Source organism: Vreelandella hamiltonii (genome assembly GCF_014651775.1).
GTDB classification, from domain to species: domain Bacteria; phylum Pseudomonadota; class Gammaproteobacteria; order Pseudomonadales; family Halomonadaceae; genus Vreelandella; species Vreelandella hamiltonii.
In genome coordinates, this window is record NZ_BMXN01000019.1 from 45535 (window position 1) to 67337 (window position 21803).

At 55.4% G+C, this 21803-nt stretch carries 29 protein-coding genes; 8 read left to right on the forward strand and 21 right to left on the reverse strand.

What is annotated here, in order from left to right; translation table 11 throughout:
- Window positions 1–31: 31 nt before the first annotated feature.
- The 3 genes from cysT to IE091_RS14200 are packed head-to-tail and all read left to right on the forward strand — an operon-like array spanning window position 32 to window position 2875.
- Window positions 32–862 carry a sulfate ABC transporter permease subunit CysT gene (gene cysT, locus IE091_RS14190; RefSeq protein WP_039176611.1) on the forward strand — a complete coding sequence of 277 codons (831 nt, stop codon included), beginning with the start codon at window positions 32–34 and terminating at the stop codon, window positions 860–862.
- 13 nt (window positions 863–875) lie between these two features.
- Entirely contained in the window at window positions 876–1763 is an 888-nt protein-coding gene (gene cysW, locus IE091_RS14195) for a sulfate ABC transporter permease subunit CysW (protein ID WP_016914621.1), read from the forward strand.
- A gap of 32 nt (window positions 1764–1795) precedes the next feature.
- Window positions 1796–2875 (forward strand): sulfate/molybdate ABC transporter ATP-binding protein, encoded by a 1080-nt coding sequence (locus IE091_RS14200; RefSeq protein ID WP_039176615.1) that lies wholly within the window; start codon window positions 1796–1798, stop codon window positions 2873–2875.
- A gap of 150 nt (window positions 2876–3025) precedes the next feature.
- On the opposite strand, the gene IE091_RS14205 is transcribed toward IE091_RS14200, so the two are convergent.
- From IE091_RS14205 to IE091_RS14225, 5 genes are all read right to left on the reverse strand, one after another.
- A complete protein-coding gene (locus IE091_RS14205) occupies window positions 3026–4168 on the reverse strand; it encodes a molybdate transporter family protein (RefSeq protein ID WP_189463928.1) in 1143 nt (380 codons plus the stop codon).
- 113 nt (window positions 4169–4281) lie between these two features.
- On the reverse strand, window positions 4282–5163 hold the full coding sequence (locus IE091_RS14210; RefSeq protein ID WP_189463929.1) for an ABC transporter permease: 882 nt from the start codon (window positions 5161–5163) through the stop codon (window positions 4282–4284).
- Complete coding sequence (locus IE091_RS14215) at window positions 5150–6457, reverse strand: threonine synthase (RefSeq protein ID WP_229800845.1); 1308 nt, start codon at window positions 6455–6457, stop codon at window positions 5150–5152. The genes IE091_RS14210 and IE091_RS14215 overlap by 14 nt, the downstream gene beginning before the upstream one ends.
- Window positions 6454–7311 (reverse strand): ABC transporter ATP-binding protein, encoded by an 858-nt coding sequence (locus IE091_RS14220; RefSeq protein WP_189463930.1) that lies wholly within the window; start codon window positions 7309–7311, stop codon window positions 6454–6456. The genes IE091_RS14215 and IE091_RS14220 overlap by 4 nt, the downstream gene beginning before the upstream one ends.
- Entirely contained in the window at window positions 7311–8324 is a 1014-nt protein-coding gene (locus IE091_RS14225; RefSeq protein ID WP_039176618.1) for an ABC transporter substrate-binding protein, read from the reverse strand. Before IE091_RS14225 ends, IE091_RS14220 begins: the two co-directional genes overlap by 1 nt.
- 298 nt (window positions 8325–8622) lie before the next feature.
- Between IE091_RS14225 and IE091_RS14230 the strand changes: the two genes are divergently transcribed.
- Together IE091_RS14230 and IE091_RS14235 are read left to right on the forward strand one after the other, a co-directional pair.
- Window positions 8623–9558 carry a TauD/TfdA dioxygenase family protein gene (locus IE091_RS14230; protein ID WP_052196344.1) on the forward strand — a complete coding sequence of 312 codons (936 nt, stop codon included), beginning with the start codon at window positions 8623–8625 and terminating at the stop codon, window positions 9556–9558.
- A 286-nt stretch (window positions 9559–9844) separates the two neighbouring features.
- Entirely contained in the window at window positions 9845–10429 is a 585-nt protein-coding gene (locus IE091_RS14235) for a manganese efflux pump MntP (protein WP_039176623.1), read from the forward strand.
- A 70-nt stretch (window positions 10430–10499) separates the two neighbouring features.
- On the opposite strand, the gene bla is transcribed toward IE091_RS14235, so the two are convergent.
- The 7 genes from bla to dhiT all read right to left on the reverse strand — a co-directional run bounded on the left by bla (window position 10500) and on the right by dhiT (window position 14376).
- Window positions 10500–11420, reverse strand: coding sequence for a class A beta-lactamase (gene bla / locus IE091_RS14240; protein ID WP_422822531.1), 921 nt, complete (start codon window positions 11418–11420; stop codon window positions 10500–10502).
- A 63-nt stretch (window positions 11421–11483) separates the two neighbouring features.
- Window positions 11484–11906 carry a GFA family protein gene (locus IE091_RS14245; RefSeq protein WP_189463932.1) on the reverse strand — a complete coding sequence of 141 codons (423 nt, stop codon included), beginning with the start codon at window positions 11904–11906 and terminating at the stop codon, window positions 11484–11486.
- Window positions 11907–11944: 38 nt separating this feature from the next.
- Window positions 11945–12415, reverse strand: coding sequence for a GNAT family N-acetyltransferase (locus IE091_RS14250; protein ID WP_039176635.1), 471 nt, complete (start codon window positions 12413–12415; stop codon window positions 11945–11947).
- Window positions 12416–12438: 23 nt separating this feature from the next.
- Entirely contained in the window at window positions 12439–12966 is a 528-nt protein-coding gene (locus tag IE091_RS14255; protein ID WP_189463933.1) for a GNAT family N-acetyltransferase, read from the reverse strand.
- Window positions 12967–13063: 97 nt separating this feature from the next.
- The gene (locus IE091_RS14260; protein ID WP_189463934.1) at window positions 13064–13528 is read right to left on the reverse strand and encodes an OsmC family protein; all 465 of its coding nucleotides are present in this window, start codon (window positions 13526–13528) and stop codon (window positions 13064–13066) included.
- A gap of 63 nt (window positions 13529–13591) precedes the next feature.
- On the reverse strand, window positions 13592–14113 hold the full coding sequence (gene dhiA, locus IE091_RS14265; RefSeq protein ID WP_189463935.1) for a type II toxin-antitoxin system antitoxin DhiA: 522 nt from the start codon (window positions 14111–14113) through the stop codon (window positions 13592–13594).
- Entirely contained in the window at window positions 14107–14376 is a 270-nt protein-coding gene (gene dhiT, locus IE091_RS14270; RefSeq protein ID WP_189463936.1) for a type II toxin-antitoxin system toxin DhiT, read from the reverse strand. The genes dhiA and dhiT overlap by 7 nt, the downstream gene beginning before the upstream one ends.
- Before the next feature lie 166 nt (window positions 14377–14542).
- Between dhiT and IE091_RS14275 the strand changes: the two genes are divergently transcribed.
- The 3 genes from IE091_RS14275 to IE091_RS14285 all read left to right on the forward strand — a co-directional run bounded on the left by IE091_RS14275 (window position 14543) and on the right by IE091_RS14285 (window position 16030).
- Window positions 14543–15364, forward strand: coding sequence for an aldo/keto reductase (locus IE091_RS14275; protein ID WP_189463937.1), 822 nt, complete (start codon window positions 14543–14545; stop codon window positions 15362–15364).
- Between the two features lie 163 nt (window positions 15365–15527).
- Entirely contained in the window at window positions 15528–15779 is a 252-nt protein-coding gene (locus tag IE091_RS14280) for a type II toxin-antitoxin system Phd/YefM family antitoxin (protein WP_039176654.1), read from the forward strand.
- Window positions 15776–16030 carry a Txe/YoeB family addiction module toxin gene (locus IE091_RS14285; RefSeq protein WP_039176657.1) on the forward strand — a complete coding sequence of 85 codons (255 nt, stop codon included), beginning with the start codon at window positions 15776–15778 and terminating at the stop codon, window positions 16028–16030. Before IE091_RS14280 ends, IE091_RS14285 begins: the two co-directional genes overlap by 4 nt.
- A gap of 297 nt (window positions 16031–16327) precedes the next feature.
- Here IE091_RS14285 and yddG read toward each other — a convergent pair whose 3' ends face one another.
- The 9 genes from yddG to IE091_RS18460 all read right to left on the reverse strand — a co-directional run.
- Window positions 16328–17218 carry an aromatic amino acid exporter YddG gene (gene yddG / locus IE091_RS14290; protein ID WP_189463938.1) on the reverse strand — a complete coding sequence of 297 codons (891 nt, stop codon included), beginning with the start codon at window positions 17216–17218 and terminating at the stop codon, window positions 16328–16330.
- An 88-nt stretch (window positions 17219–17306) separates the two neighbouring features.
- On the reverse strand, window positions 17307–18038 hold the full coding sequence (locus IE091_RS14295) for an AraC family transcriptional regulator (RefSeq protein WP_189463939.1): 732 nt from the start codon (window positions 18036–18038) through the stop codon (window positions 17307–17309).
- A gap of 4 nt (window positions 18039–18042) precedes the next feature.
- Window positions 18043–18330, reverse strand: a complete 288-nt coding sequence (locus tag IE091_RS18700) for a type II toxin-antitoxin system Phd/YefM family antitoxin (RefSeq protein WP_189463940.1) — start codon at window positions 18328–18330, stop codon at window positions 18043–18045.
- A gap of 170 nt (window positions 18331–18500) precedes the next feature.
- Window positions 18501–18974 (reverse strand): GNAT family N-acetyltransferase, encoded by a 474-nt coding sequence (locus IE091_RS14305; RefSeq protein ID WP_189463941.1) that lies wholly within the window; start codon window positions 18972–18974, stop codon window positions 18501–18503.
- Window positions 18975–19080: 106 nt separating this feature from the next.
- Complete coding sequence (locus IE091_RS18675) at window positions 19081–19320, reverse strand: GFA family protein (RefSeq protein ID WP_189463942.1); 240 nt, start codon at window positions 19318–19320, stop codon at window positions 19081–19083.
- Window positions 19275–19658, reverse strand: coding sequence for a GFA family protein (locus tag IE091_RS14315; RefSeq protein ID WP_479694287.1), 384 nt, complete (start codon window positions 19656–19658; stop codon window positions 19275–19277). Before IE091_RS14315 ends, IE091_RS18675 begins: the two co-directional genes overlap by 46 nt.
- Before the next feature lie 88 nt (window positions 19659–19746).
- Window positions 19747–21033: a hypothetical protein gene (locus tag IE091_RS14320; protein WP_189463943.1), complete on the reverse strand. Its 1287-nt coding sequence runs from the start codon at window positions 21031–21033 to the stop codon at window positions 19747–19749.
- Between the two features lie 115 nt (window positions 21034–21148).
- On the reverse strand, window positions 21149–21472 hold the full coding sequence (locus tag IE091_RS14325) for a hypothetical protein (protein ID WP_189463944.1): 324 nt from the start codon (window positions 21470–21472) through the stop codon (window positions 21149–21151).
- Between the two features lie 77 nt (window positions 21473–21549).
- The coding region (locus IE091_RS18460; RefSeq protein WP_229800846.1) for a hypothetical protein at window positions 21550–21803 on the reverse strand (254 nt) is incomplete at its 5' end.

A 21803-nucleotide genomic window follows, 5' to 3' on the forward strand; every position in this document is an offset into this window, starting at 1 on the left:
ATGCCTCCTGGCATTTTAGTGGGAAGCCTATATGTCGATCACCGTAGTTAAACGCCGAGTCATTCCCGGGTTCGGTATTACCATGGGGTTCACCCTGCTCTATATGGGCCTGGTGTTTCTGATCCCCGTAGGTGCCTTTTTGTTATACACCACGACCATGAGCTGGGACACCTTCTGGAGCGCCATTACCCAGCGCCAGGTCGTGGCCTCCTACAAACTTTCGTTTGGTGGATCACTCATTGCCGCGACCATCAATCTGGTCTTCGGGGCGCTTCTTGCCTGGGTATTGGTACGCTACCGCTTTCCAGGCAAACGGCTCATCGATGCCCTGGTCGACCTGCCTTTCGCTCTGCCGACGGCGGTTGCAGGCATCGCACTCGTCACCCTCTATGCCAGTACCGGCTGGGTGGGCCAATACCTGGACGTGTTCGGTATTCGCGTTGCCTACACGCAGCTGGGGGTCATCATTGCATTGACCTATATCGGCTTGCCCTTCGTGGTGCGTACGGTGCAGCCCGTGCTGGAGGACCTGGAAGCCGAGTTGGAAGAAGCATCAGCGAGCCTGGGGGCCGACCGGCTCACCACGATTCGTCGCGTGATCTTCCCCGCGCTGTTTCCAGCCCTGTTGACCGGCTACGCGCTGGCGTTTGCACGCGCCTTGGGAGAGTACGGTTCCGTCGTGTTCATTTCGGGGAACATCCCCTTTCGCACTGAAATCACACCGCTTCTCATCGTCGCGAAAACCGAACAGTACGACTACCACGGCGCTGCTGCCATCGGCACGGTAATGCTGGTGGCCGCTTTTCTGATGCTGCTGGTCATCAACGGCCTGCAGTGGTGGACAAGCCGACGCCATGGATAAAGGAGCCTACGACGTGGCCACATCAAGCACTGTAATAGATACCAACGACACCATAGCCAAACGCTGGCGCAGAGCCACCGAAGAGCCTGCCTGGATACGTGTCACCTTGATCACGATCTCGCTGATCTTCGTGGCGCTATTTCTGTTGCTGCCTCTCTCGGTCGTGCTTTATGGCGCCTTCGAGCGAGGCATCAGCGTGTGGTACGACGCCATTCGCGATCCCGATGCCATGTCAGCCATCCGCCTGACCCTGTTGATCGTCGCGATCGTGGTGCCCCTCAATACGCTGTTTGGCGTGGCGGCCGCTTGGGCCATTGCCAAATTCGAGTTCAGAGGCAAGCCCATCCTGATCTCGCTGATCGATATGCCTTTTGCCATTTCACCCGTGGTGGTCGGGTTGATCTTCGTCATCCTGTTTGGTTCACAGGGCTGGCTGGGGCCGTGGCTGTCAGCCCATGACCTGCGCATCATCTTTGCCGTCCCCGGCATCGTGATCGTGATTGCCTTTGGCACCCTGCCCTTCATCGCACGCGAGCTGATTCCGCTCATGCAACAGCAGGGAAAAGAGGAAGAAGAAGCCTCCCTGACGCTGGGAGCCAACGGTTGGCAAACCTTCTGGCACGTGACACTGCCCAATATCAAATGGGGCCTTATTTATGGCGTGATTCTGTGTAATGCACGCGCCATGGGCGAATTTGGCGCTGTCGCGGTGGTGTCGGGACGCATCCGTGGTGAAACCAACACCATGCCGCTGCATATCGAAGTGCTTTACAACGAATACATGTTCACCGCGGCCTTTGCCGTCTCTTCTCTGCTCACGGGCCTGGCCCTGGTCACCATTGCGATCAAGAGCGTGGTGGAGTGGCAAGAAGAACGTCGGCAGCGGCTTGCCGCCGCCTGAACCACGAACGCTTACGTTACAAGAGACGACACATGAGCATAGAGATCGATCACGTCAACAAGCACTTTCGCGACTTCGTGGCCGTAGACAACGTCAGCCTGACCTTTCGCGATGGTGAGCTGACCGCCCTGCTGGGCCCTTCGGGTTCGGGCAAGACCACCCTGCTGCGGATCATTGCAGGACTGGAGCAGCCAGACACCGGCAGAATCCGCTTTCACGGCGAAGACACCACAGACCTGCACGTCAGTGAACGAGGCGTAGGCTTTGTTTTCCAGCACTACGCCCTGTTCAAGCACATGACCGTGTTTCAAAACGTTGCCTATGGCTTGACGGTACGCCCTCGGAAAACGCGACCCAACAAAGCCGAGATCAAACAGAAAGTCATGCGGTTGCTTGAGCTGGTACAGCTCGATTGGACGGCACACCGCTATCCTCATCAGCTCTCGGGTGGCCAGCGCCAGCGGATTGCACTGGCGCGTGCTCTGGCGGTAGAGCCTAAAGTACTGCTACTCGATGAACCGTTTGGCGCCCTGGATGCCAAAGTGCGTGCCGAGCTGCGCCGCTGGCTGCGTCGATTACACGACGATATCCACGTGACCAGCGTGTTCGTGACCCATGACCAGGAAGAGGCGCTCGAAGTCTCAGACCGGGTTGTTGTAATGAACAAAGGCCGCGTAGAACAGGATGGTTCACCAGAAGACGTGTACGACCACCCGGCCAATCCGTTCGTCTATCAGTTCCTGGGCAACGTCAACTTGTTCCATGCACGTGTGCATGATGGCATCGCCAAGATCGGGGAGGTACACCTGCCCGCTCCAGAGTTCGAAGGGTACAAAAACGAGCAGGGGCAAGCCTACGTTCGGCCACACGAAATCGAGGTGTTCGCGGGATCGGAACATGCAGACGCCCTGCATGCCAAGATAGAACTGGTATCGGTCGTGGGGCCCACCGTGCGGCTTGAACTACGCACGGATAACAGCGAAACCCTCGTACATGCCGAACTCAGCAAACACCGCTACCGCTCGCTGGGCCTTCAGCAGGGGGGCGATGCCTGGATCCGTCCTACTTACAGCCGCGTGTTCCTGCCTGATGAACGTGTTTCAAACGGTTAAGCGCCTGGCACATCAGTGCGTTCGCGGGTGGCTCAAGCCCCCGCGAACGACACTTCGCGTGTCAGCCCACTCGCGGCCTCCCAAGCCACCGCGTGCATCATGGTTCGGTCCACGGGACATCATGGACTGGATCGATGGGCCATAACGGCGTCAGGCTGTGCGTTCGCTCAAGCGACGAAGCACCATTTTGCGCCCCCACTCCGTCACTCCCCCCGCAAGCAGCCCCCAGAAAGGATTGACCCACACCGTCAGTGCAGCCGTCACCACGATGACCGGCACACACGACGCTCTACAGTCAAACAAACGCTTTGTGATGGCCAACTGCCAGGCAGTCACCAGCAGCAATGCCCCCAAACCTGCCATCGGTATGGAAGACAGTAATGTCAGGCCCACATTGCCCGGCAGCACCACCAACCCCAACAGCAGCAAACCAAGCATCAATGGCGCTCCCCCACTGCGCGCCCCAAAACGGTAATGTGCAGTTACGCCGCCGGCACCGTGGCACATGGGAAAAGCACCCAGTGGCGTCAACAGTGTATTGGCCAACCCACTGGTCACCGACAAACGTGCAGGGGTCACATGAGCAGCACGATCACCAAAATGATCGCTAGCCAACAAGGCCGTCAACAGAATGGCATTTGTAAACGTCAGGGATAGCTGCGGCAGTACGAGGCTAAAGAGCGCTTCGTGCAACTCCGATATGGAAGGCAGTGAAGGTACAGCCACCCAGCCCATGCCACCAGGCTCGATCATGACTCCCGATTCCCCCAGCAGGTATGCCAACCCCGTAGCGGCCAAAAGCGCGATGAACACGGCTGGCCAACGGGTGAACGTCATCAGCCCGACGAGTAACACTAGCGTGGCCCCAGCCACCCAGGGTGCTGACGCCATCAAGCCCAGACTCATCGTGCCCAACATGATCCCAAGGCCCAGCTGCAAACCCGCCAAAACAGATTGAGGCACCAGGCGAGCCACTTTGCTGATCCAGCCCGTCAACCCTAACACCAATAGCGTGATGCCCATGATGACACCGGCAGCCGCCAGGCTGGACGGCGCCAAGCCTGCCGTCAACAGGGCCGCCGCCACTGCTTTCATGGGCTGAACAGGGATAGGAAGCCGATAATAACCGGCAGTGAACAGGTAAAAGAGAGCAAAGCCCAGCAGCACTGGCCCAGGGGCCATGCCCGCAATCGCAATCGCACCCAACATCAGCGGCAGCAGCGTCCCCATATCCCCCAAGGAGCCACTGAACTCGCGAAGCGTCAATACGACGTTCTCACCGCGCGATGTCATGCTGTTGCTGCTGTCTTTCATATCTGTCGCCTGATGGAAATGGCCAAACATACAATAGCTCAAGGCAGCCGTTGAAGGGACATGGAAAGCCAACAGCTCGCTAGATAGACATGTCAGCGCACCATGCCCCAGCGCTTCACCGTCAGGCGCTCGACGTTATCGAAGAAGATGTTTTCCACCAGCAGGCCAATCACAATGACGGCCACCAAGCCTGCGAAGACGTTATCGGTGTAAAGCTCGTTACGGTTCTGGAAAATGTACCAGCCAAGGCCACCTTTGCCTGACGACGCACCAAACACCAGCTCGGCGGCGATCAGGGTACGCCAGGCAAACGCCCAGCCAATTTTCAACCCCGCCAGCAAGGCAGGCAGCGCCGCGGGAATCAGAATGAACGCCACATAGCGCAACCCCTTGAGACCATAATTGCGCCCAGCCATGCGTAGCGTTTCTGACACACCTTGAAAGCCTGCGTGAATATTGATCGCCATGGCCCACAGCACCGAGTGCACCAACACGAAAATCAAGCTGGCCTCGCCCAGGCCGAACCAGAGCAGCGCCAGCGGCAACAGGGCAATGGCGGGCAGCGGGCTAAACATGGACGTCAAGGTGGTCAGCAAGTCGCGACCAATACGGGTGGACACCGCCAATGTCGTCAACGCCAAGGCCAGAAATGCGCCTAGCGCAAAGCCTTTGAGCAGTACGCTCAGCGATGCCCCCACCCTTGCCAGCAACACGCCTGATGCCAATCCATGCCAAAGGGCACTCGCGGTTTCCATGGCACTGGGAAGCATCAGCGGATTGTTCTGCACCCTGGCCACCACCTCCCAAGCGGCCACCAATAACAGCAGAATGACGGTTTTACGCACCACGCTCTGATCCCATAGTCGTTGACCAGCGCTGCGCGTGACTTTCAAATCGCGTTCATCGACAGGCGGCAAGTCAAAGAAGCGATCAGCACGTGGGTCGATGGAACCACGCAGGTCATGTACGCTCATATGAATCTCCTGAGGCCGTCGTCTCTCCCAGAACGGGAATAGCACTTTCTTTACCCAGTACGTCGACTTGAAACGATTGGCTATCGGGGTATTTGATGCCCGCGCCCGTATTCAGCGCCACCACGCGTTCATGAGTGCCGATCTCGCCGAGCGTGCTCAACTCCCTGGCAGCGGCAAGCACAGCAGCGCCCTCGGGACATACGAAGGTGCCCTCCAATTGGGCTGCTCGGGTTTGCTCCCAGCGAATGGCCGTTTCACTCACCGCAATGGCACGCCCACCAGTGGCATACAGGGCATCCAACACCAGAAAATCCCCCAACGCCTTCGGTACGTTGATACCAAACGCATGGGTATGGCTGCGCTCCCAAAACTCGGATACCCGAGCGCCTTCTTGCCACGCCTTGACGATGGGCGCACAGCCACTGGCTTGCACGGCAATCAAGCGCGGCAGCTTGCCGGTCACCCAACCCAGTGCTTGAAGCTCCTGCAAGGCTTTATAGATACCGATGAGCCCAACGCCACCGCCCGTGGGGTACAGAATCACATCGGGCAGTTGCCAACCGAGCTGCTCGGCCAACTCCAGGCCCATGGTCTTCTTGCCCTCGATGCGATACGGCTCTTTGAGAGTGGAAGCATCGTAATGACCGGTGGCGTTTACCCACTCCGCAATTTGTTTGCCCGAATCACTTATCACGCCATCGACCAGCGTCAGACGGGCGCCTGCTGCAGCGCACTCCTGGCGCGTAATAAAGGGGGCATCCAGCGGCATGCTGATGGTGGCCTTGATGCCTGCTCGAGCGGCATATAACGACCACGCGGCACCCGCATTGCCATTGGTTGGCATGGCCAGGTGCGTCACCCCCAATTCTTTGGCGCGGGAAATGCCCACCGCCGCCCCTCGCGCCTTGAACGATCCCGTGGGTAACAGGCCTTCGTCTTTCATGACCAGATTATTCAGGCGCATGTCGGCACCCAGTGAAGGCAACTCGATCAGCGGTGTGACCACTTCCCCCAAACTGACGATGGCACTTGGTGTCGTCACGGGCAGCAGCTCGTGATAACGCCACAGGTTCCAGGGGCGCAGGGCAAGCGCCTCCTTCGACCATGAACGCCCAAGCGCCTCGAGGTCATAGCGCACCAGTAGCGGCGAGCCACACTGGCAAAGCTGTTGAACGTGCTGATAGGCGTACTCGGCCGCGCAGCGCGGGCAGTAAAGCCCTTCCACATAGCTGTAACGCACGGTCGTGGAAGACGTGACCTGGGTCTCTTCCACAGGATTGGCTAACACACTCATGGCGCCACCTCATGTTCGAATAGCAGCCGATGAATGGTTTGCGTGCGCGCTTTCGTGGCTTCGCTGCCCAGGCTGTGCAAGCTATCGTCAGCGCAGCCCAGCTCGGCGCGCACTCGTCCGGGATGGGGCGACAACAGCAACACTCGGTTGCCAATGACCTGTGCCTCTTCGATGGAGTGGGTCACGAACAGCAGCGTAAAGCCCTCTTGCTCCCACAGGGCCAGCAACTCCTCCTGCATCTTGCGCCGAGTGAGCGCATCGAGCGCTGCAAAGGGTTCATCCATCAGCAATATCCGTGGCCGCATGGCCAGCGCTCGGGCAATGGCCACGCGCTGTTTCATGCCACCGGAAAGCGTGTGCGGGTAGGCATCGGCAAACTGCCTCAGTCCGACTTTATCCAGTGTTTCCAGCGCACGTGACTCCGCCGCCTTGCGGCCCAACGTGCGAGAGGCCAGCAGTGGGAACATGACGTTCTGTTTGACGGTCTTCCAGGGCGGTAGCTGATCAAACTCCTGAAACACCACGATGCGGTCGGGGCCAGAGCCATGCAAGGTATGACCATCCAGGCGAATACTGCCCTCCACAGGGGTAAGAAAGCCCGCGATGGCCTTGAGCAGCGTAGACTTGCCACAGCCCGAAGGCCCCAGCAGTACGAACCGGTCACCTTCCTGCACGTTGAAGCTCACCTGCTGTGTGGCTTTCACGACATGCTGACGCGTGCGGTATTCCAAAGTGACGTTGTCGACTTCGAGCCTGGGGGCTGCAGCGGCAATGGGTGTTTTCGTTGGGGAGTAAGCCTCACGATCCAGCGAGGCCTCCCCCAGCACATGGCGTTTACGCAGTGCAATCGACATCAGCTCCCCTCCCAAGCGTGGATATCATCGAAGAAGTAGTCCTGCCATGAGGTGGGCTCATTACGTATCGCGCCGACCTCAAACAGAAACTCTGCCAGAGGGAAGGTGTTGTGGGGCACCAGCGAGAAACTCACTTGCTCATCGGTAATGATCGATTCCAGAAAGTCGATATCCAGCTGCGTGCCGCTCAAGCGCTGATAGATGTGAGCCGCTTCGCGAGGGTCTTCTTCTATGAAGGTTCTGGCCTCTTCCAGGGCCTCCAGAAACGCTGCGTAGACCTCAGGGTTGTCAGCGCGAAATGCCTCTGTGGCATACAGAACGGTAGGTGAAATCGGCCCGCCCATGATCTCGTACGAATCGGTGATCTTGTGCACGCCTTCATGTTCGAGCGCTTGATACTGGAAAGGGATCGCTGAGAAGTGGGTGTTGATTTCAGTGCCACCGCTAATCAAGGCAGCCGTGGCATCGGGATTGGGTAACGCCACGGTGTTGCCTTCCAACCGATCGAACTGATCATTGCCGAAGGCATCCGCCACCGCCTTTTGCAAAAAACGTGACTGCACCGATACGCCAACGGCAGGCACGGCAATACGGTCTCGCTCGCTGATGTCGGCCAGCGTGCGTATCTCAGGGTTGTTGGTGATCAGGAAATTGGGAAACTCGCCCAGCGACGCCACGCCTTTGACATTCTGATTGCCATGGGTCCGGTCCCACACGGTCAACAGCGGCCCAACGCCCGCCCCGGCAATATCGATACTGCCCGACAACAGCGCATCGTTGACCGCTGCACCCCCTGACAGCTGCAGCCACTCAACGTCTACGTCTACCCCTCGCTCGGCAGCGTATTTTTCGATCAGCGACTGGTCACGGGCAACATGCAGCAAGAGGTAGGTAATGCCGAACTGCTCGGCAATACGCAGCGGTTCGGCGGCAAACACCGGAGACGCCGTTGCCAAGGAGGCGGCCAATAGGGTGCCTGATACGCCAACGGCAGAAAACAGTCGTTGTTTCATGAAAGTGCTCCAAGCCAAGTGATGGATGGCACCACCTTAACGAGCGGCTGGCATCATCAGAAATGACTCTTTTAAGCACGCTTATCACTCCCTGGCTGAAAACGTTATTCAAAAAAACGCCATGTGCATCGTATAAAAACGTTAGCCGATTTTGTTATTTGGAGATCTCTTCAAGGGTCTTCAATAGTGTCACGACAGCAACGCAACTCTTTTCAAAACGACGCTTTTCAAAATGACGCTTTTCAAAACGATGCTTTTCAAAAAAAGACTCGGCCACCTACGCCAGGAGACTAACCACATGCTGACTAATCGAAATAAAAACACTGGCCTGTCGGTACGCCCACTCAGTGGTCATATTGGCGCAGAAGTCGAAGGGCTCGACGCAGCACACCTCGACCAAGAGGGATTTTCCACACTCAAAGCGCTGTTTCTGGAGTACCAGGTCTTGATACTGCGCAATCAAGTGCTTACCCGAGACCAGCATATTGCCTTGGGCAAGCACTTTGGCGAGTTGCATATTCACCCCATGGCCAAGGCTCCCGAGGGATACCCAGAGATATTCCCCATCGAAGCCGATGCCAACTCCTCGAATGACCCCAAAGCCATTCGAAGCGGCAAGCGTGCTGTCAACGGCGGGCACTGGCACTCGGATGTTTCCTGCGACGAAGAGCCGCCGCTGGGCAGTTTGTTATACCTGCGCGAAGTTCCCGCACGAGGTGGAGACACTCTGTTCAGCAGTGGCTATGCTGCTTACGAAGCGCTTTCTCCCGCCCTGCAGCGTTTTCTGGAGGGCCTCACCGCTGTTCACTCAGGAGAGGCAACCTACCGCCTGCACTATGGCAATCAAGCGGCCAAAGACCGCAGTCAGTTTGGCTTCAACAATGGGGCCACCTACCCGGAGGCCATTCACCCCGTGGTACGCACACACCCGGAAACAGGCCGCAAAAGCCTGTTCGTCAACCGTGGCTTCACCCGGGAAATCGTGGAGCTTGGCCATGCCGAAAGCCAAGCCTTGCTGGCGTTTCTCTACCAGCATCAAGAGGCCCCCGAATGGACCGTGCGTTTGAACTGGACACCCAACAGCCTGGCCATCTGGGATAATCGTTGCACTCAGCACCGCGCTATTTTCGACTACGCTGGGCAAGCACGTCGCGGTGAGCGAGTGACGATAAAAGGTGATCGCCCCTTCTTTGCCTCTGCACTTCCCACCATTGAGTGGGGGTTAGCGGGCTAATCTGACACGCTCAGCCCTGAACCAAGCACGATGAGAGCGGACTGTTCATCGTGCTTGGCCTTTTCTTCGTTTCACCCTGCCTGCAAGATTAATAAACACCAACAAAATAAGCTGACATTCATATTCTTAGCCAAGGCTATATTTATTACTTAACGCAAACTTTATTTTTTAATCACGCGCTTGTTATCACTCTAAAACCTGATAGGATTCCGTCCATTCAAATACCCGACCCACATACTCGGGTATAGGTATTCACTGGTTCTTCAGATAACGTGAGCCGTTTGCGATGACACCTGTAGCCCTGCTCTTTTTAGCGGTTTCCATGTCGGCGGATGCCTTTGCTGCGTCACTCAGCAAAGGGGCCGAACTGACCAAACCACGCTGGCGACATGCCCTGGGCATTGGCCTGATATTCGGCACCATCGAAGCGATCACCCCAGTGCTGGGCTGGGTAGCAGGCAAGGCTTCTCAACAGTACGTGGAAGCCTGGGACCACTGGGTCGCGTTTGTACTGCTGACCGCCATTGGCCTGCACATGATGTACGAAGGGCTAAAAAAAGAAGAGCAGGTAGCCCACCGCAAGCAAACGCTCTGGCTACTGGTACTGACCGCCATTGCCACCAGCCTGGATGCCATGGCCGTCGGCGCCAGCCTGGCGTTTATCGACGTGGATATCATTACCACCAGCTTGGCCATCGGCCTGGCGACCACCGTCATGGCCTCGATGGGCACCTTGCTCGGCCACAAATTGGGGCGCTACGTGGGCCACTGGGCAGAGCTGATGGGCGGGGTGGTATTGATCGGGATTGGGGTGATGGTACTGATAGAGCATACCGGCGGTGGCGTTACCAGTATGCTACAGGCACTGTAACCTGCGTAGCCTCATGTACATCACCCGCAGGGTAGCCATGAGCCACCCTGCGGGTGCTCAGGAGCGATGTTCAGCGCTCATCCAGATACGCTTGCACCACTTCCCCCAACGACGCAATGGCTTCGTTGCGCGCTTCGAACGTTGCGTCTGTTTCGGTGAGGAAGAACACGGCCACGGTGGGCGCCTGCTCAGGAGGCCAGATGATGGCCGTGATGGAACGAGAGCCATAGCCACCTGCACCGGTTCTATCGGCGATCACCCAATCGAAAGGCATGGCGGCACGAAACAGCCCATCGGCCACGGCGTTGCCCTTCATCCAGTCTTGCAACTGCTGCCGAGATTCCGGGGTGAGCACATCGCCCAGCACCAGCGTTTCCAGCGTGGCCAACATCGCATTGGGCGTGGTGGTGTCGCGCTCGTCCCCAGGCGTAGCTTCGTTCAGCTCGGTCTCGAAACGGTCGAGCCGCGTAACGGAATCGTCCAGGCGGCGCGCAAAAGCCGTGATGGCTTCCGGCCCGCCCAGGGCTTCCAGTATCAGGTTGGCCGCCGTGTTATCGCTGGTGGTCATGGTGGCATCGCACAGCTCGAACAGGGTCATTGGCTGGTGGCCTGCATACTGCTCGGTCACCGGCGAGTAAGTCACCAGCGCCGACTCATCGAAACTGACCTCGGTATCCGGCGCTAGCTGCCCTTCATCCACCTGCTCCAGCAGCGCGCCACACGCCAGCGTTTTGAACGTGCTGGACATGGCAAAGCGCTCATCCGCGTTCACTTCCCAGCGCTGGCCCGTAGCCAGATCGTGCGCCGCAAAGCCAATGCGCGCGTCCAGCGCCTGTTCGATACGCGCCAGCTCGGCGCTGATGGGGTCGTCTTGCGCCATCGCAACAGACGAAGCAAACAGCACGCACGCCGACAGCGCAGCACGCATCCAGCGTGGTTGGCGGTGATTCATGGGTAACCTTCCTGGGCAGTAAGGGAAAATAGACAACATGAGTGTAGCGCGACTTTTGCAAGGTACGATGATAGCCAGGACACTGGCCACTCATCCGCACGCCTACTGAAGCAGAGCGTGAAGTGCCTGAAGGCTCTCGGGAGAGCCCTGGATACGCTGGCAATGGTTGGTTTCTTGCTCCCAGGTAGCCGCCGAGGCCACGTGCAAATGCACCGCCACCCTGGCATCGGTCTCGCCTTCCAACAGCCCGGCAGGCACCCACATCCAGTCGCTGCCGCGCAGTTGATTCGGCACCGGGCTACCGCAGGTGGCACAAAAGTCGCTGCGATAGCCGCTTTCCCGCTGATACGAGCGGACATTCTCCTGCCCCGAGCGCCACTGAAACTGCTCCCCCGGGACGAAGGTGGCCGCATTGGCCGCCGCGCCGGTGGCCTTGCGACATAACGAACAGTGGCACTGGTACAGGTGAGGCAGCTCACCCTCGATCGTGAACGCCACTTCCCCACACAGGCACTCGCCTTTCATGTGCTGCTCCTTGAAAATTCTCCGCACGCCATCGCTGGCTACGCCATGCTGGGGTTATACAGAATCACCTCATCCCCGGCGCCATAACCGCTGACCACCGCCGCGCGGGAAACCCCCAGGGTCGATTGATACAGTTTTTCCGCGAAGTTGCCTTCCGAGGTGGTCACCATCACCGCCCCGACACCGCAGCCCAGGCCACGCACGTGGGCCTTGAACGGAGCCAATGACTCCACGATGAGCCGCTTACCCAGCCCCTGGCCCGCCGCGTCGGGATGAATGCCGATCTGCTCCAGCTCGATGATGCTTTTTTCCCGAAAGCCGTTCTTTACGCACCACAGGATATAGCCACGCACCACGCCCGCTACTTCTACCACGTAGTACACGCCCCGCGGGTAGGCGTTAAACGATGCCTCGATCCACTGGGCATGGTTCTTCTCGCGGGGGAAACAGGCCTGATACACCTCGGCCATGGCGGCAATATCGCTTCTTTCTGCTGCTCTTACGGTCACTTTAAAATCCTTTTCTTGCGGGCTTACATCATGACTTTTTCAAAACCAAAAAACTCTAGCCTGTGTGCCTTGCTGCCCCGCGCTTCGTCGCCTGGGGCGGGGTAGTCACGGTGGTAAAAAGAAACGATCTTGAAACCACACTTGTTGACATAAAAGTGGATGTTGCGCTTTTCGAAGTACGGCGTGTGGGTCACCCATACCCGCGTGGCGGGGTACGCCTGCTCGATAGCCTGCCAGGCACGATAGCCCACCCCACGCCCGAGGGAGTTGGGCAAGAGGTAGAACAGATCCAGAGTATTGCGCTGGGTCGATGCCTCCAGGGTGACAATCGCACCGCCCACTTTCTCGCCATCCAGAAGGATGTGATGCACCACGGCATCGGAGGCGGTCAGGGATTGGTCGATATCATCATCCGATGGAATCAGACCCGGCTCTACCGCACCAAAGGTCTCTTCCACGGCCACGCTGAACGAGGCCTTGAGTTCTTGCTTGAATGCACCGAATGTCGAAGCGTCGGCCAGCGCCAACGTGACGTTAGAGGAGTATTCCATGGCAGTGCCTATCCGCTTACCGAGAGTATCCATCAACCGCTTAGGCTAACCGCTGCCAGGACGTTTTGCCATCCTGCGCAGCCCCTACAGCCCCGCTTCAACGCTGAATCTCGGTCACGACCTCGGTCTTGACGGAGTTGGCGATAAAGCACTTTTCATGGGCGGCGTGATGGAGCTGTTCGAGCGTCTCGACAGAAGGTGCTTCCGCTGCAAACAGCGCTTTGGGCCGCAGTGTCACCCTGGTCATGGCAATTTTCCCGTCGCTGCCCTTCTCCATCACCCCCACGGCGTGGTCCACGTAGCTTTCCACCACCAAGCCCTGCTGAGCAGCAAGGGCCAGAAAGAACAGCATGTGGCAGCTGGAAAGCGAGGCCACGAACGCCTCTTCCGGATCGACGTTGGCCTCCACCGAGTAGGGCAACGGCACCACATGGGGCGATGACGACGCCGCCACGCGGACGCCACCATCGAACACCCACTCGTGCCCACGGCTATAGCGCTGATCTAGAAAGGCTTCATCGGCCCCACGGGCCCAGTGGATGGAAGCGGTGTATTCGGCCATGGGGGTTCCTTTAGCTCAATCGCTGGGTGCGAATACCTTCAATGCGTAAACGCAGAATACAGCTTAAATGGAAGACTCGTTGATACTGACAGCACGCTCTTGCGCGAGCTCAATCACTGCGTGCCCCAGTTGAACCAACGTATCAAAATTGGGCCTGGTTTCAGGTTTTAAGGAACGATAAGCACTGGTGCGACTTTTGATACCTGCTTTCGCAATCACTTGACTGTGACCAAATTGTTCCACATAAGAGCGAATGGCGGCTTGCAAAATATCGGCGCGTCCCTCTTTCATCGATTCCCAGGAAGCCTGCTTAATGACGGCTTCCATTTCTTGAACGTTAACAAAAACGTCTGCGGATTTTTGCTCACCTTTGGTAATAGCACGCAGTGTTGCCGCAGAAAGCTCGTTGCCACTCCAATTGAGGGATCCTTCTGGTGTTAAGGAAAAACGCTTGAAATCCTTGATCTCAGAAAAGGGAGGCTTACTGAAGTAAGCTGTCAGATCAGCGCGGCCGAGGTAGCCATCGCTGAACGTTAGCGCCAAGGCATGACCTGAAATGACATCAACATCCACGATTTTTAGCATACATCACCTAGCTTACCCGGGTTTTCGCCATTCACTGCTTTGTGCCACATCACCATCAACTGTTCACGGTGCTCGAAAATATGGCTCTCCGCTCTCTTACGCTGCTTGTTAGGTAGATACCCCTCCAGGCACTCACCCGTTTCAATCGCAATGATCAGTTCGTAGCTACCATACTTCACATGAAGGTGGGGTAGCTTATGTTGCTTGTTATCAAAAAAATACAAGCAAAAAGAAAGGCCTAGCAACGCATCAATTTCCGGCATGGTATCTCTAACGCCTGTTACTTCAATAGACTATAGCAACGTATCCTTGAAGAGACAAAATAGAAAATTTTCGAGGCACGGATAGTCTACGCTGGGTGCATGAACGGCGATGGCCTCAAACAGTCAGAACCACATCGCAACAGGAATGCCACCAGGAGAGCAAGATATGCAGACGATTGAGCTAGGCGGCGTCAGCGTACCCCGTATTGGTCAGGGCACCTGGCACATGGGCGAGGATGCCAGGCAGCGGCAGGCTGAGGTCAGGGCGCTGCGTGAAGGCCTGGATTTGGGGATGACGCTGATCGATACCGCCGAGATGTATGCCGAGGGCGGCGCTGAAGAAATCGTGGGTGAAGCCATTCGTGGGCGGCGCGAGCAGGCGTATCTGGTCAGCAAGGTTTATCCCCACAATGCCAGCACCGAAGGTGTTCAAGCCGCCTGCGAGCGCAGCCTGCGCCGATTGGGCACCGATACGATTGATCTCTACCTGCTGCACTGGCGCGGCCAGTACCCGTTGAGCGACACCGTGGAAGCGTTTGAGCAGCTACGCGAGCAGGGCAAGATCCTGCGTTGGGGCGTATCGAATTTCGACGTTGACGACCTGGAGGAGCTAAACGCGCCCGCGTGCGCCACCAACCAAGTCCTCTACAACCCCGAAGCACGGGGCATCGAGTACGACCTGCTGCCTTGGCAAGCCCAGCAAAACATGCCGCTTATGGCCTACTGCCCCATCGGGCAAGGCGGCGCGCTACTTCGAGATGGCACCCTGCAACGCATCGCCGACAAACACAGCGCCACCCCCGCGCAAATCGCGCTTGCCTGGGCACTGCGCCACCCCGGCGTGATCGCGATTCCTAAAGCCGTGAGCCTGGATCACCTCAAACAGAACGCTGATGCGGATAACGTCAGGCTCGATGACGAGGACTTGGCACAGATGGATGCCGCCTATCCGCCGCCAACACGCAAGCAGAGCTTGATGATGGTGTGAGCAATCGCCTATCAACGGCTTAGCGTGAGATACGATTCGTGGGTATCACCGGCTCAACCGCTGTTTTAAAGCGGAGAAAGCCGAACGCGGCTAAGCCAATTGGCAAACCCAACCCTGTACGCTATTCTGTACATTAACAAGATCGCGTACAGGAGTACCCTTTATGGATGCCATCAGCTACACCGCCGCTAGAACCAACCTAGCAAAAACCATGGAGCAGGTCTGTGAAGACCATTCCCCTGTGATCATCACCCGCAACAAGGCGCAATCCGTGGTCATGATCTCTCTCGAAGACTATGAAGCACTGCAAGAGACAGCCTACCTCCTGCGCGCGCCCAAAAACGCCCGCCGTTTACTGGAATCCGTTGCCGAGTTGGAGCAAGGGGGCGGTCAGGAAAAGGAGCTTCTTGAATGAAGCTCATCTTTTCCGAGAACGCTTGGGAAGACTATTTGTACTGGCAGAAAACTGACAAAAAGATTCTCAACCGAATCAACAAGCTAATCAAAGAAATCAAGCGAGCGCCATTTGAAGGAGTCGGCAAGCCAGAGCCTCTCAAACACAGCCTCGCGGGTTACTGGTCTCGGCGAATCAACGAAGAACACCGCATCGTTTACAAGGTCACGGACGACGCTTTGCTTATTGCCCAGCTGCGGTATCACTACTGATTTAACGCTGAGCACATCTGCGCGACGTCAGGAGCGTCCAGCGGCCAAAGGCCGCGAGCTGCTGCGCCTTGTTAATTGAGGAGTTACGAGGCAACGCCAAACCGCCGATTCGTCGCAGCATGGATCTCGCCTATCGGTAACTGTCAAGGTATCTGTCGGCCTGCCTGATTTTTTATGCCGCCATTCGCGCTGCCTCAGCGACCACTTTTCGCTCTGGATTCAACGACACTAATGTCACCGGCTCCCAGTTGCGGGTACCAACGCTCCAGCGCTCAAACTCGACTGCTGCACAGCCTACTATTCATTACGCTGCGATACCTTTCGAGGCCGCACCCAACCGGCCACCAACGACCCCAGCACGATTAGCACGCTGGCGCTCACCACGGTGGTCGTCGCCTCGCCGTAGCCCGCCAGAATCAGCAGCACCACAGAGATCAGCGGCGCGCTATACGCCAGGGTGCCCAGAAGCTGGATGTTGCCGTGCTTGACGCCATAGTCCCAAGTGAAGAAGGCAATTCCCACGGGGCCGAGCCCTAATCCCGCGACGCCCACCCATTGCCTCCACCCTTGCGGCCATACCGTCTCTTCCCACAGCACATGGCAGCTGAATGCCAGCAGCGCCGTTACGCCGCAGAACCAGCCCACGGCATCGGTAGGCACGCTGCGCACCCACCGGCTGAGCACGGAGTAAGACGACCAGATCAACGCACACGCCAAGGCAACCAGATAGCCCGGCAGGTACTCCCACGCGAATCCCCCGGCCTGGCGGCTGATCAACAGCCAGCACCCCAGCAGAGCCAGCAACGCCCCCACGATGGACTGAACCCGCAACCGCTCATCCGGCAACAGCGCAGAGAGCAGCACGATCAGCAGCGGCCAGAGGTAAGCCAACAGGCTGACATCCACCGCTGGCGCCAGCGTCATCGCCTTGAAATAAGCAAAGTGGTAACCGAACAACCCGCCAACCCCGATACACCAGGCCGCCAACGGCTGTCGGGTATAACGAATGCCCGTATGCCCAGCCAACCCCCAGCGCCCCATCATCAGCAAAAACGCGATGCCGAAGGTCATGGCCATGAGCTGGAACTCAGGAATCTCGCCGCCGGATAGTTTGGTCAACAACGCCAGCGTGCCCCAAAGCAGCACGGAAATGGCCCCGATCCAGGTAGCCGCGTTTACGTTTGGCATGTGGCTATCTCCCCTTACATTCTCTTGATCGCCGTGTCGAAAGAGCGTAATGGAGAGTGCTAACGGGAGCTTTTGCGTTCTGGCGGTATTATGTCGAGAGACGGCGGAAATGGCTGGGCGGTTGACCAAAGTGACGCCGGAAGCGGTCGCTGAACGCCGACAACGATGAGTAGCCCACCGCTTCCGCCACCCGCTGAATGCTGAGCTCGGACTGCTCCAGCAGCCGCCATGCCTCGTTCATGCGCAGCTCTAGAAGGTACTGATGAGGCGTCGCGCCTACCTGCTGGCGAAAAAGGTCGTTCAACTGGCGAATGCTCAGATGCGCGGCGCTGGCCACCTCGGCCATGGAAACCGAACGATGGAAGTGGTCTTGCAGAAACTGTTGCGCGGCATACACCCTTCGGTCCAACTGCAATCGGCTACCATGGCGCTCCTGCAACAGCTGTATCAGCAATAGCAGCATGTGATGCTGAGTCGCCTGCACGCCCGCCCCGCCAACGGCCTGGGCATGCAGAAAATGAACGTAATGGCGCAGCGCCGCATCCAGCCCCACGAAATTCGGTAGCCTATCCAGGGAAGGAGCCAACCGCTCGGGCACATCGACCACCAAAAACCGATTGCCCGCCGTGGCCGCAAACCCATGGCTGCTACCTGACGGAATGATCGCCGCTCGCTGTTGCGACACCTCTCCTGCCTTGGCATCGATAGTAAGAAACAGCGTACCGGCCAAGGGAAGCACCAGCTGATGATGATCGTGGGCGTGCCGCGTCACTTCATCATCGTAAGTGCGTATGTGCAGAGCGGTATCGGGATGTCTCATGGTCTTACTCAAGAGTGGTGGGCACTTCGGACGGTACCTTACCACCGGTTCTTACAGTCTTCCGCCACCCGCGCCAATAATGCCTGGGCATTTGATTCGAAACCGCTGGGGGCCAAACACCGAGTACGGAGAGCAGGTAAAGTGTTTCCTGAAGGGCAGCCCCATCTTCCTCGGAAACCAGGGCAGCCTTGTGGCGCTTACCCATGATAACGATGGATTGGCGGGATTTGGCAGTCTCGTCGATCAACCGATATAGGTTGCTGCGCGCCGCAGTGGCTGTGATTCCAGTCATGACGCACCTCTTGCGTGTTCAACTTTTCACCGAGTGTACGCGAACGCCAAGACGAACGCTCCGCATAACGCCAAAGCGCACCCGTGACTTGAATGCAGCGAAGCGGAGAAAAAGGCATGATCTTGCCCCACTAAAATGGGGCAAGTACACTGTCCCTCTTTAACGCTTTGTTAGCCGGCGGTTCTTTGCATTATGTGTTGAGGACCAACTGGACCACCTAAATACAAATTTCCTGTATCTTCAAAACCACATTTAAGATAACAATTGTACGCGGCTTTATTGCGACAATTTACTGTCAACTGCAACCGCTCAAAATCTGGATAGTTTGAAGCAACATAGTCTGATAACAAATTCAATGCTTTACTCGCAACACCTAAACCTTGATGATTCTGATCAATCAGAAAAGCTCGAACACCTAGCGCCTTTGGATCACTAAAGCTGTGAGTATCAGAATAAGACAAATCTAAGACAAAAAAGCCAACTACCTGATCATTTTCTATGATCAAATGAGGATGTTCATCTTCTTTTAAAGATAAGATGAATTCACCAAGCCTATCGACTGTAAACTGAGCTTGTTCGGGTTTTACTCGCAACCTTCCAACTTCAGCATCACGACTTTTATTATATTTCTCAATGATTAACATGTTACCTCGATCTCAAATGTCGCATAACGCCCGAGCACAACGGCACGAACGAAGTGAGTGTACGGTGCCGCAGGCACCAACTGCTGCAACTTGTTAACTGTACTTGTCATCTATCTGGCTGCCACTCTTGATAGAGTGGAACATCCTCGTACTCCAACCAGCAAACGTCATGTGATGACCAAATGTGCGCTTCTGGTTTAACTCCCGGATCTTCGTTCAATGTAGCCACACGCAATATTACATGAGGTTGGCTAGGACTTTCAGCTACCAAATGTGTTCCGCATACTGAACAGAAACATCTCAACTTTCCTTGTAGAGTGGAACATCCTCGTACTCCAACCAGCAAACGTCATGTGATGTCCAAATATGCGCTTCTGGCTTAACTCCCGGATCTTCGTTCAATGTAGCCACACGCAATATTACATGAGGTTGGCTAGGTCTTTCAGCTATCAAATGTGTTCCGCATACTGAACAGAAATATCTCAACTTTCCTTGACTAGATTCAAAGCTAGAAAGTTTTTCTTCACCAAGAGTCCAACGGAAATTTTCTCTCAGAACACCCGCTGTGGGTACGAAAGGAGCAGCATGTGCCTTGCGGCAATTTTTACAGTGACAAAAAATAATCGGCATGTCCAGTGAGGCAACCTCATACTCAATGGATCCACACAAACAGCTCCCTTTCACGGATACCTCCTTGGTACAGTTAACGCCCTGAATAAGCCGCCGTCTGGAGCGCCAGCGCAAGACGGTCGGCTTAATTCATTTGTTAAAGTCAAGAGGTGATGATTTTAGACTCTGACCCAAGCTTATCGCTGTACTCACTAATAAGCTGCTCCCAAGGCCAGCTAACCGTTATATACTTTCGATAAAAAAGCAGCCTTCTATCAATAACGGTGATTTCATCATTGGCCTCATCAAATGCAATCACAAGGCCTCGCCCATCAGAATCGACTTGCAACTGCTCAAGCTTTTGTAGGACGAGGCGTAGATTCGATTTTTGAATCCTCTTTTGTCTCTTTACGGCAGCATTAAAAATATCATCTAAAGAAAGTCCATTTAATAAATAATTATCATCCGCCTCCACGATAATAGCCATTGCATAGGCATATATTCCTGTTGTATTTTTTCTCTTCCTGATACCGGATGATACATCCTTGGCAAATTGCTGATATCTAGTATCAAGTTGCTCTGCATGAGTCATCGCAGCAGATTCAAATACATCTGCATCGTCCAAAAACAATTTCTCTTTCTGTTCGTTAAATATCTTTGATTGATCTAAAAAAGTGAGCAGAAGCTTTTGTAGCAACCCAACATTCTTATAACAATTTAGAACGAATAATTTCTTCAAGCGCTCCGAAAACTCTAACTTCAGAACCTCGCCCCCTTTGTCTATCACACCTTTTAATTCTTCATCAGTCCAATCTACTGGCAACTCGACAACTCTATCTGTAAGGTCATCATTAAGAGCTATCAGAAGATTGCTCCTTGTCCAAACTCCAATTATAATTGCAAAGCAACCATAATCCCACATTGCCTTAAGGTCAGAAGAGAATTGCTTTCTTTCCCTTACAGAGAGGTAATGAAAGTCCTCAATTACCAAGCGCTTACCAGATTCTTTTATTATATCCGAAATAAACCTTAGGTCGTTGATGTCATGACCGACTCGTTTACCTTGGACATATTCTTCTTGACTACTTTCTAACCCTAGCTTCACTTTCAACTTCGCGATTAAATCAAATCCACTTTGGGCTGTGGCTTCCACTTTTCCCTTAATAGCATCCTTAGTCGACTCTGAAACAACCAGTTTGATACCTAGCTGAGACAAAGCATCAGTAAAAATATCGACTGTTGTAGTATTAAACCTGCACTGCACGACTATTGCGTTCGGTATTGTCTTTTGCCTCAACCACGATTTGCCAGATTTTGAGGTCCCTCGCAGCGCAATATGGTTATCTCTTCTGAGGTAGAGAGAAATATCCTCATCCAAATTCCCCCTGTCGACATAGGAATCTTCCAAAATATTACTGGAGACTCCGAAAACCTGATCACAATGAATCATATAAAAATTCCAAAATTTTGGTTTTAATCTCTAACGCTTACAGCATGCGCGCACATGAAATGGAGCCGAAGGCGCAATGTAGTGGGCGTCGCCGTGCCTGCAGTGGTTATGAATTTTAGTGGTGTCTGTAATACCCAAGCGAAAAAGCAGCATCATCAAGCTTTGACTCGAAATTGGTTGTGCCAACGGTCTCCAATGCTTGCTCCAAAAAATTCAGCGCTTCATCAAGTGCAGGAATATAGTTTGTTTCTTGAAGTATATGATTTTTGTTCTGGTCCGCCCGATCACGTTCGTGTTGAATTTCTTGGATTATTCTTTGAACTTCAGAACTAAGCTCAGCGTCCGACAAATCATCCCCATTGCCAGACAGCTGCTGCAACCGTTGCTCATACAAGGTTAGAAGCTTTCTAATCCTTGCCTCTGTAAATTCATTATCCATTCGTTGCCTCATAACGCCTCAATAACCGGCGCAGCTTCGCTGCGTCCGGCGCCGAAGGCGCGAAGTTGATTGACTTGTTAGGGCGTATTTCCACGATATCTACTTATTCTCTTTCTGCGTTTAGGTGTAGGAGTATATTCTATGCCATCTACGTCAATGGTAAGACCCTTCAATTTGCTATTTGAGACACCTTTGACAAAATTTTCCCGACTATCCCCATGCCTACAACCTGAATCCGTGAGACCGGCCCCCGGAAGCACTTCTAACCCACTGACCTGCATGGCAATATAGCCATTATCGCCATTCACCCAGACAGTGCCATGCCCAACAT

Excerpts from the sequence above, each read along its gene's own strand:
- cysT (WP_039176611.1), top strand. The coding sequence starts at position 32 with ATGTCGATCACCGTAGTTAAACGCCGAGTCATTCCCGGGTTCGGTATT.
- IE091_RS14200 (WP_039176615.1), top strand. The coding sequence starts at position 1,796 with ATGAGCATAGAGATCGATCACGTCAACAAGCACTTTCGCGACTTCGTG.
- IE091_RS14205 (WP_189463928.1), bottom strand. The coding sequence starts at position 4,168 with ATGACATCGCGCGGTGAGAACGTCGTATTGACGCTTCGCGAGTTCAGT.
- IE091_RS14210 (WP_189463929.1), bottom strand. The coding sequence starts at position 5,163 with ATGAGCGTACATGACCTGCGTGGTTCCATCGACCCACGTGCTGATCGC.
- IE091_RS14215 (WP_229800845.1), bottom strand. The coding sequence starts at position 6,457 with ATGAGTGTGTTAGCCAATCCTGTGGAAGAGACCCAGGTCACGTCTTCC.
- IE091_RS14220 (WP_189463930.1), bottom strand. The coding sequence starts at position 7,311 with ATGTCGATTGCACTGCGTAAACGCCATGTGCTGGGGGAGGCCTCGCTG.
- IE091_RS14225 (WP_039176618.1), bottom strand. The coding sequence starts at position 8,324 with ATGAAACAACGACTGTTTTCTGCCGTTGGCGTATCAGGCACCCTATTG.
- IE091_RS14230 (WP_052196344.1), top strand. The coding sequence starts at position 8,623 with ATGCTGACTAATCGAAATAAAAACACTGGCCTGTCGGTACGCCCACTC.
- IE091_RS14235 (WP_039176623.1), top strand. The coding sequence starts at position 9,845 with ATGACACCTGTAGCCCTGCTCTTTTTAGCGGTTTCCATGTCGGCGGAT.
- bla (WP_422822531.1), bottom strand. The coding sequence starts at position 11,420 with ATGTTGTCTATTTTCCCTTACTGCCCAGGAAGGTTACCCATGAATCAC.
- IE091_RS14245 (WP_189463932.1), bottom strand. The coding sequence starts at position 11,906 with ATGAAAGGCGAGTGCCTGTGTGGGGAAGTGGCGTTCACGATCGAGGGT.
- IE091_RS14255 (WP_189463933.1), bottom strand. The coding sequence starts at position 12,966 with ATGGAATACTCCTCTAACGTCACGTTGGCGCTGGCCGACGCTTCGACA.
- IE091_RS14260 (WP_189463934.1), bottom strand. The coding sequence starts at position 13,528 with ATGGCCGAATACACCGCTTCCATCCACTGGGCCCGTGGGGCCGATGAA.
- dhiA (WP_189463935.1), bottom strand. The coding sequence starts at position 14,113 with ATGCTAAAAATCGTGGATGTTGATGTCATTTCAGGTCATGCCTTGGCG.
- dhiT (WP_189463936.1), bottom strand. The coding sequence starts at position 14,376 with ATGCCGGAAATTGATGCGTTGCTAGGCCTTTCTTTTTGCTTGTATTTT.
- IE091_RS14275 (WP_189463937.1), top strand. The coding sequence starts at position 14,543 with ATGCAGACGATTGAGCTAGGCGGCGTCAGCGTACCCCGTATTGGTCAG.
- IE091_RS14280 (WP_039176654.1), top strand. The coding sequence starts at position 15,528 with ATGGATGCCATCAGCTACACCGCCGCTAGAACCAACCTAGCAAAAACC.
- IE091_RS14285 (WP_039176657.1), top strand. The coding sequence starts at position 15,776 with ATGAAGCTCATCTTTTCCGAGAACGCTTGGGAAGACTATTTGTACTGG.
- yddG (WP_189463938.1), bottom strand. The coding sequence starts at position 17,218 with ATGCCAAACGTAAACGCGGCTACCTGGATCGGGGCCATTTCCGTGCTG.
- IE091_RS14295 (WP_189463939.1), bottom strand. The coding sequence starts at position 18,038 with ATGAGACATCCCGATACCGCTCTGCACATACGCACTTACGATGATGAA.
- IE091_RS18700 (WP_189463940.1), bottom strand. The coding sequence starts at position 18,330 with ATGACTGGAATCACAGCCACTGCGGCGCGCAGCAACCTATATCGGTTG.
- IE091_RS14305 (WP_189463941.1), bottom strand. The coding sequence starts at position 18,974 with ATGTTAATCATTGAGAAATATAATAAAAGTCGTGATGCTGAAGTTGGA.
- IE091_RS14320 (WP_189463943.1), bottom strand. The coding sequence starts at position 21,033 with ATGATTCATTGTGATCAGGTTTTCGGAGTCTCCAGTAATATTTTGGAA.
- IE091_RS14325 (WP_189463944.1), bottom strand. The coding sequence starts at position 21,472 with ATGGATAATGAATTTACAGAGGCAAGGATTAGAAAGCTTCTAACCTTG.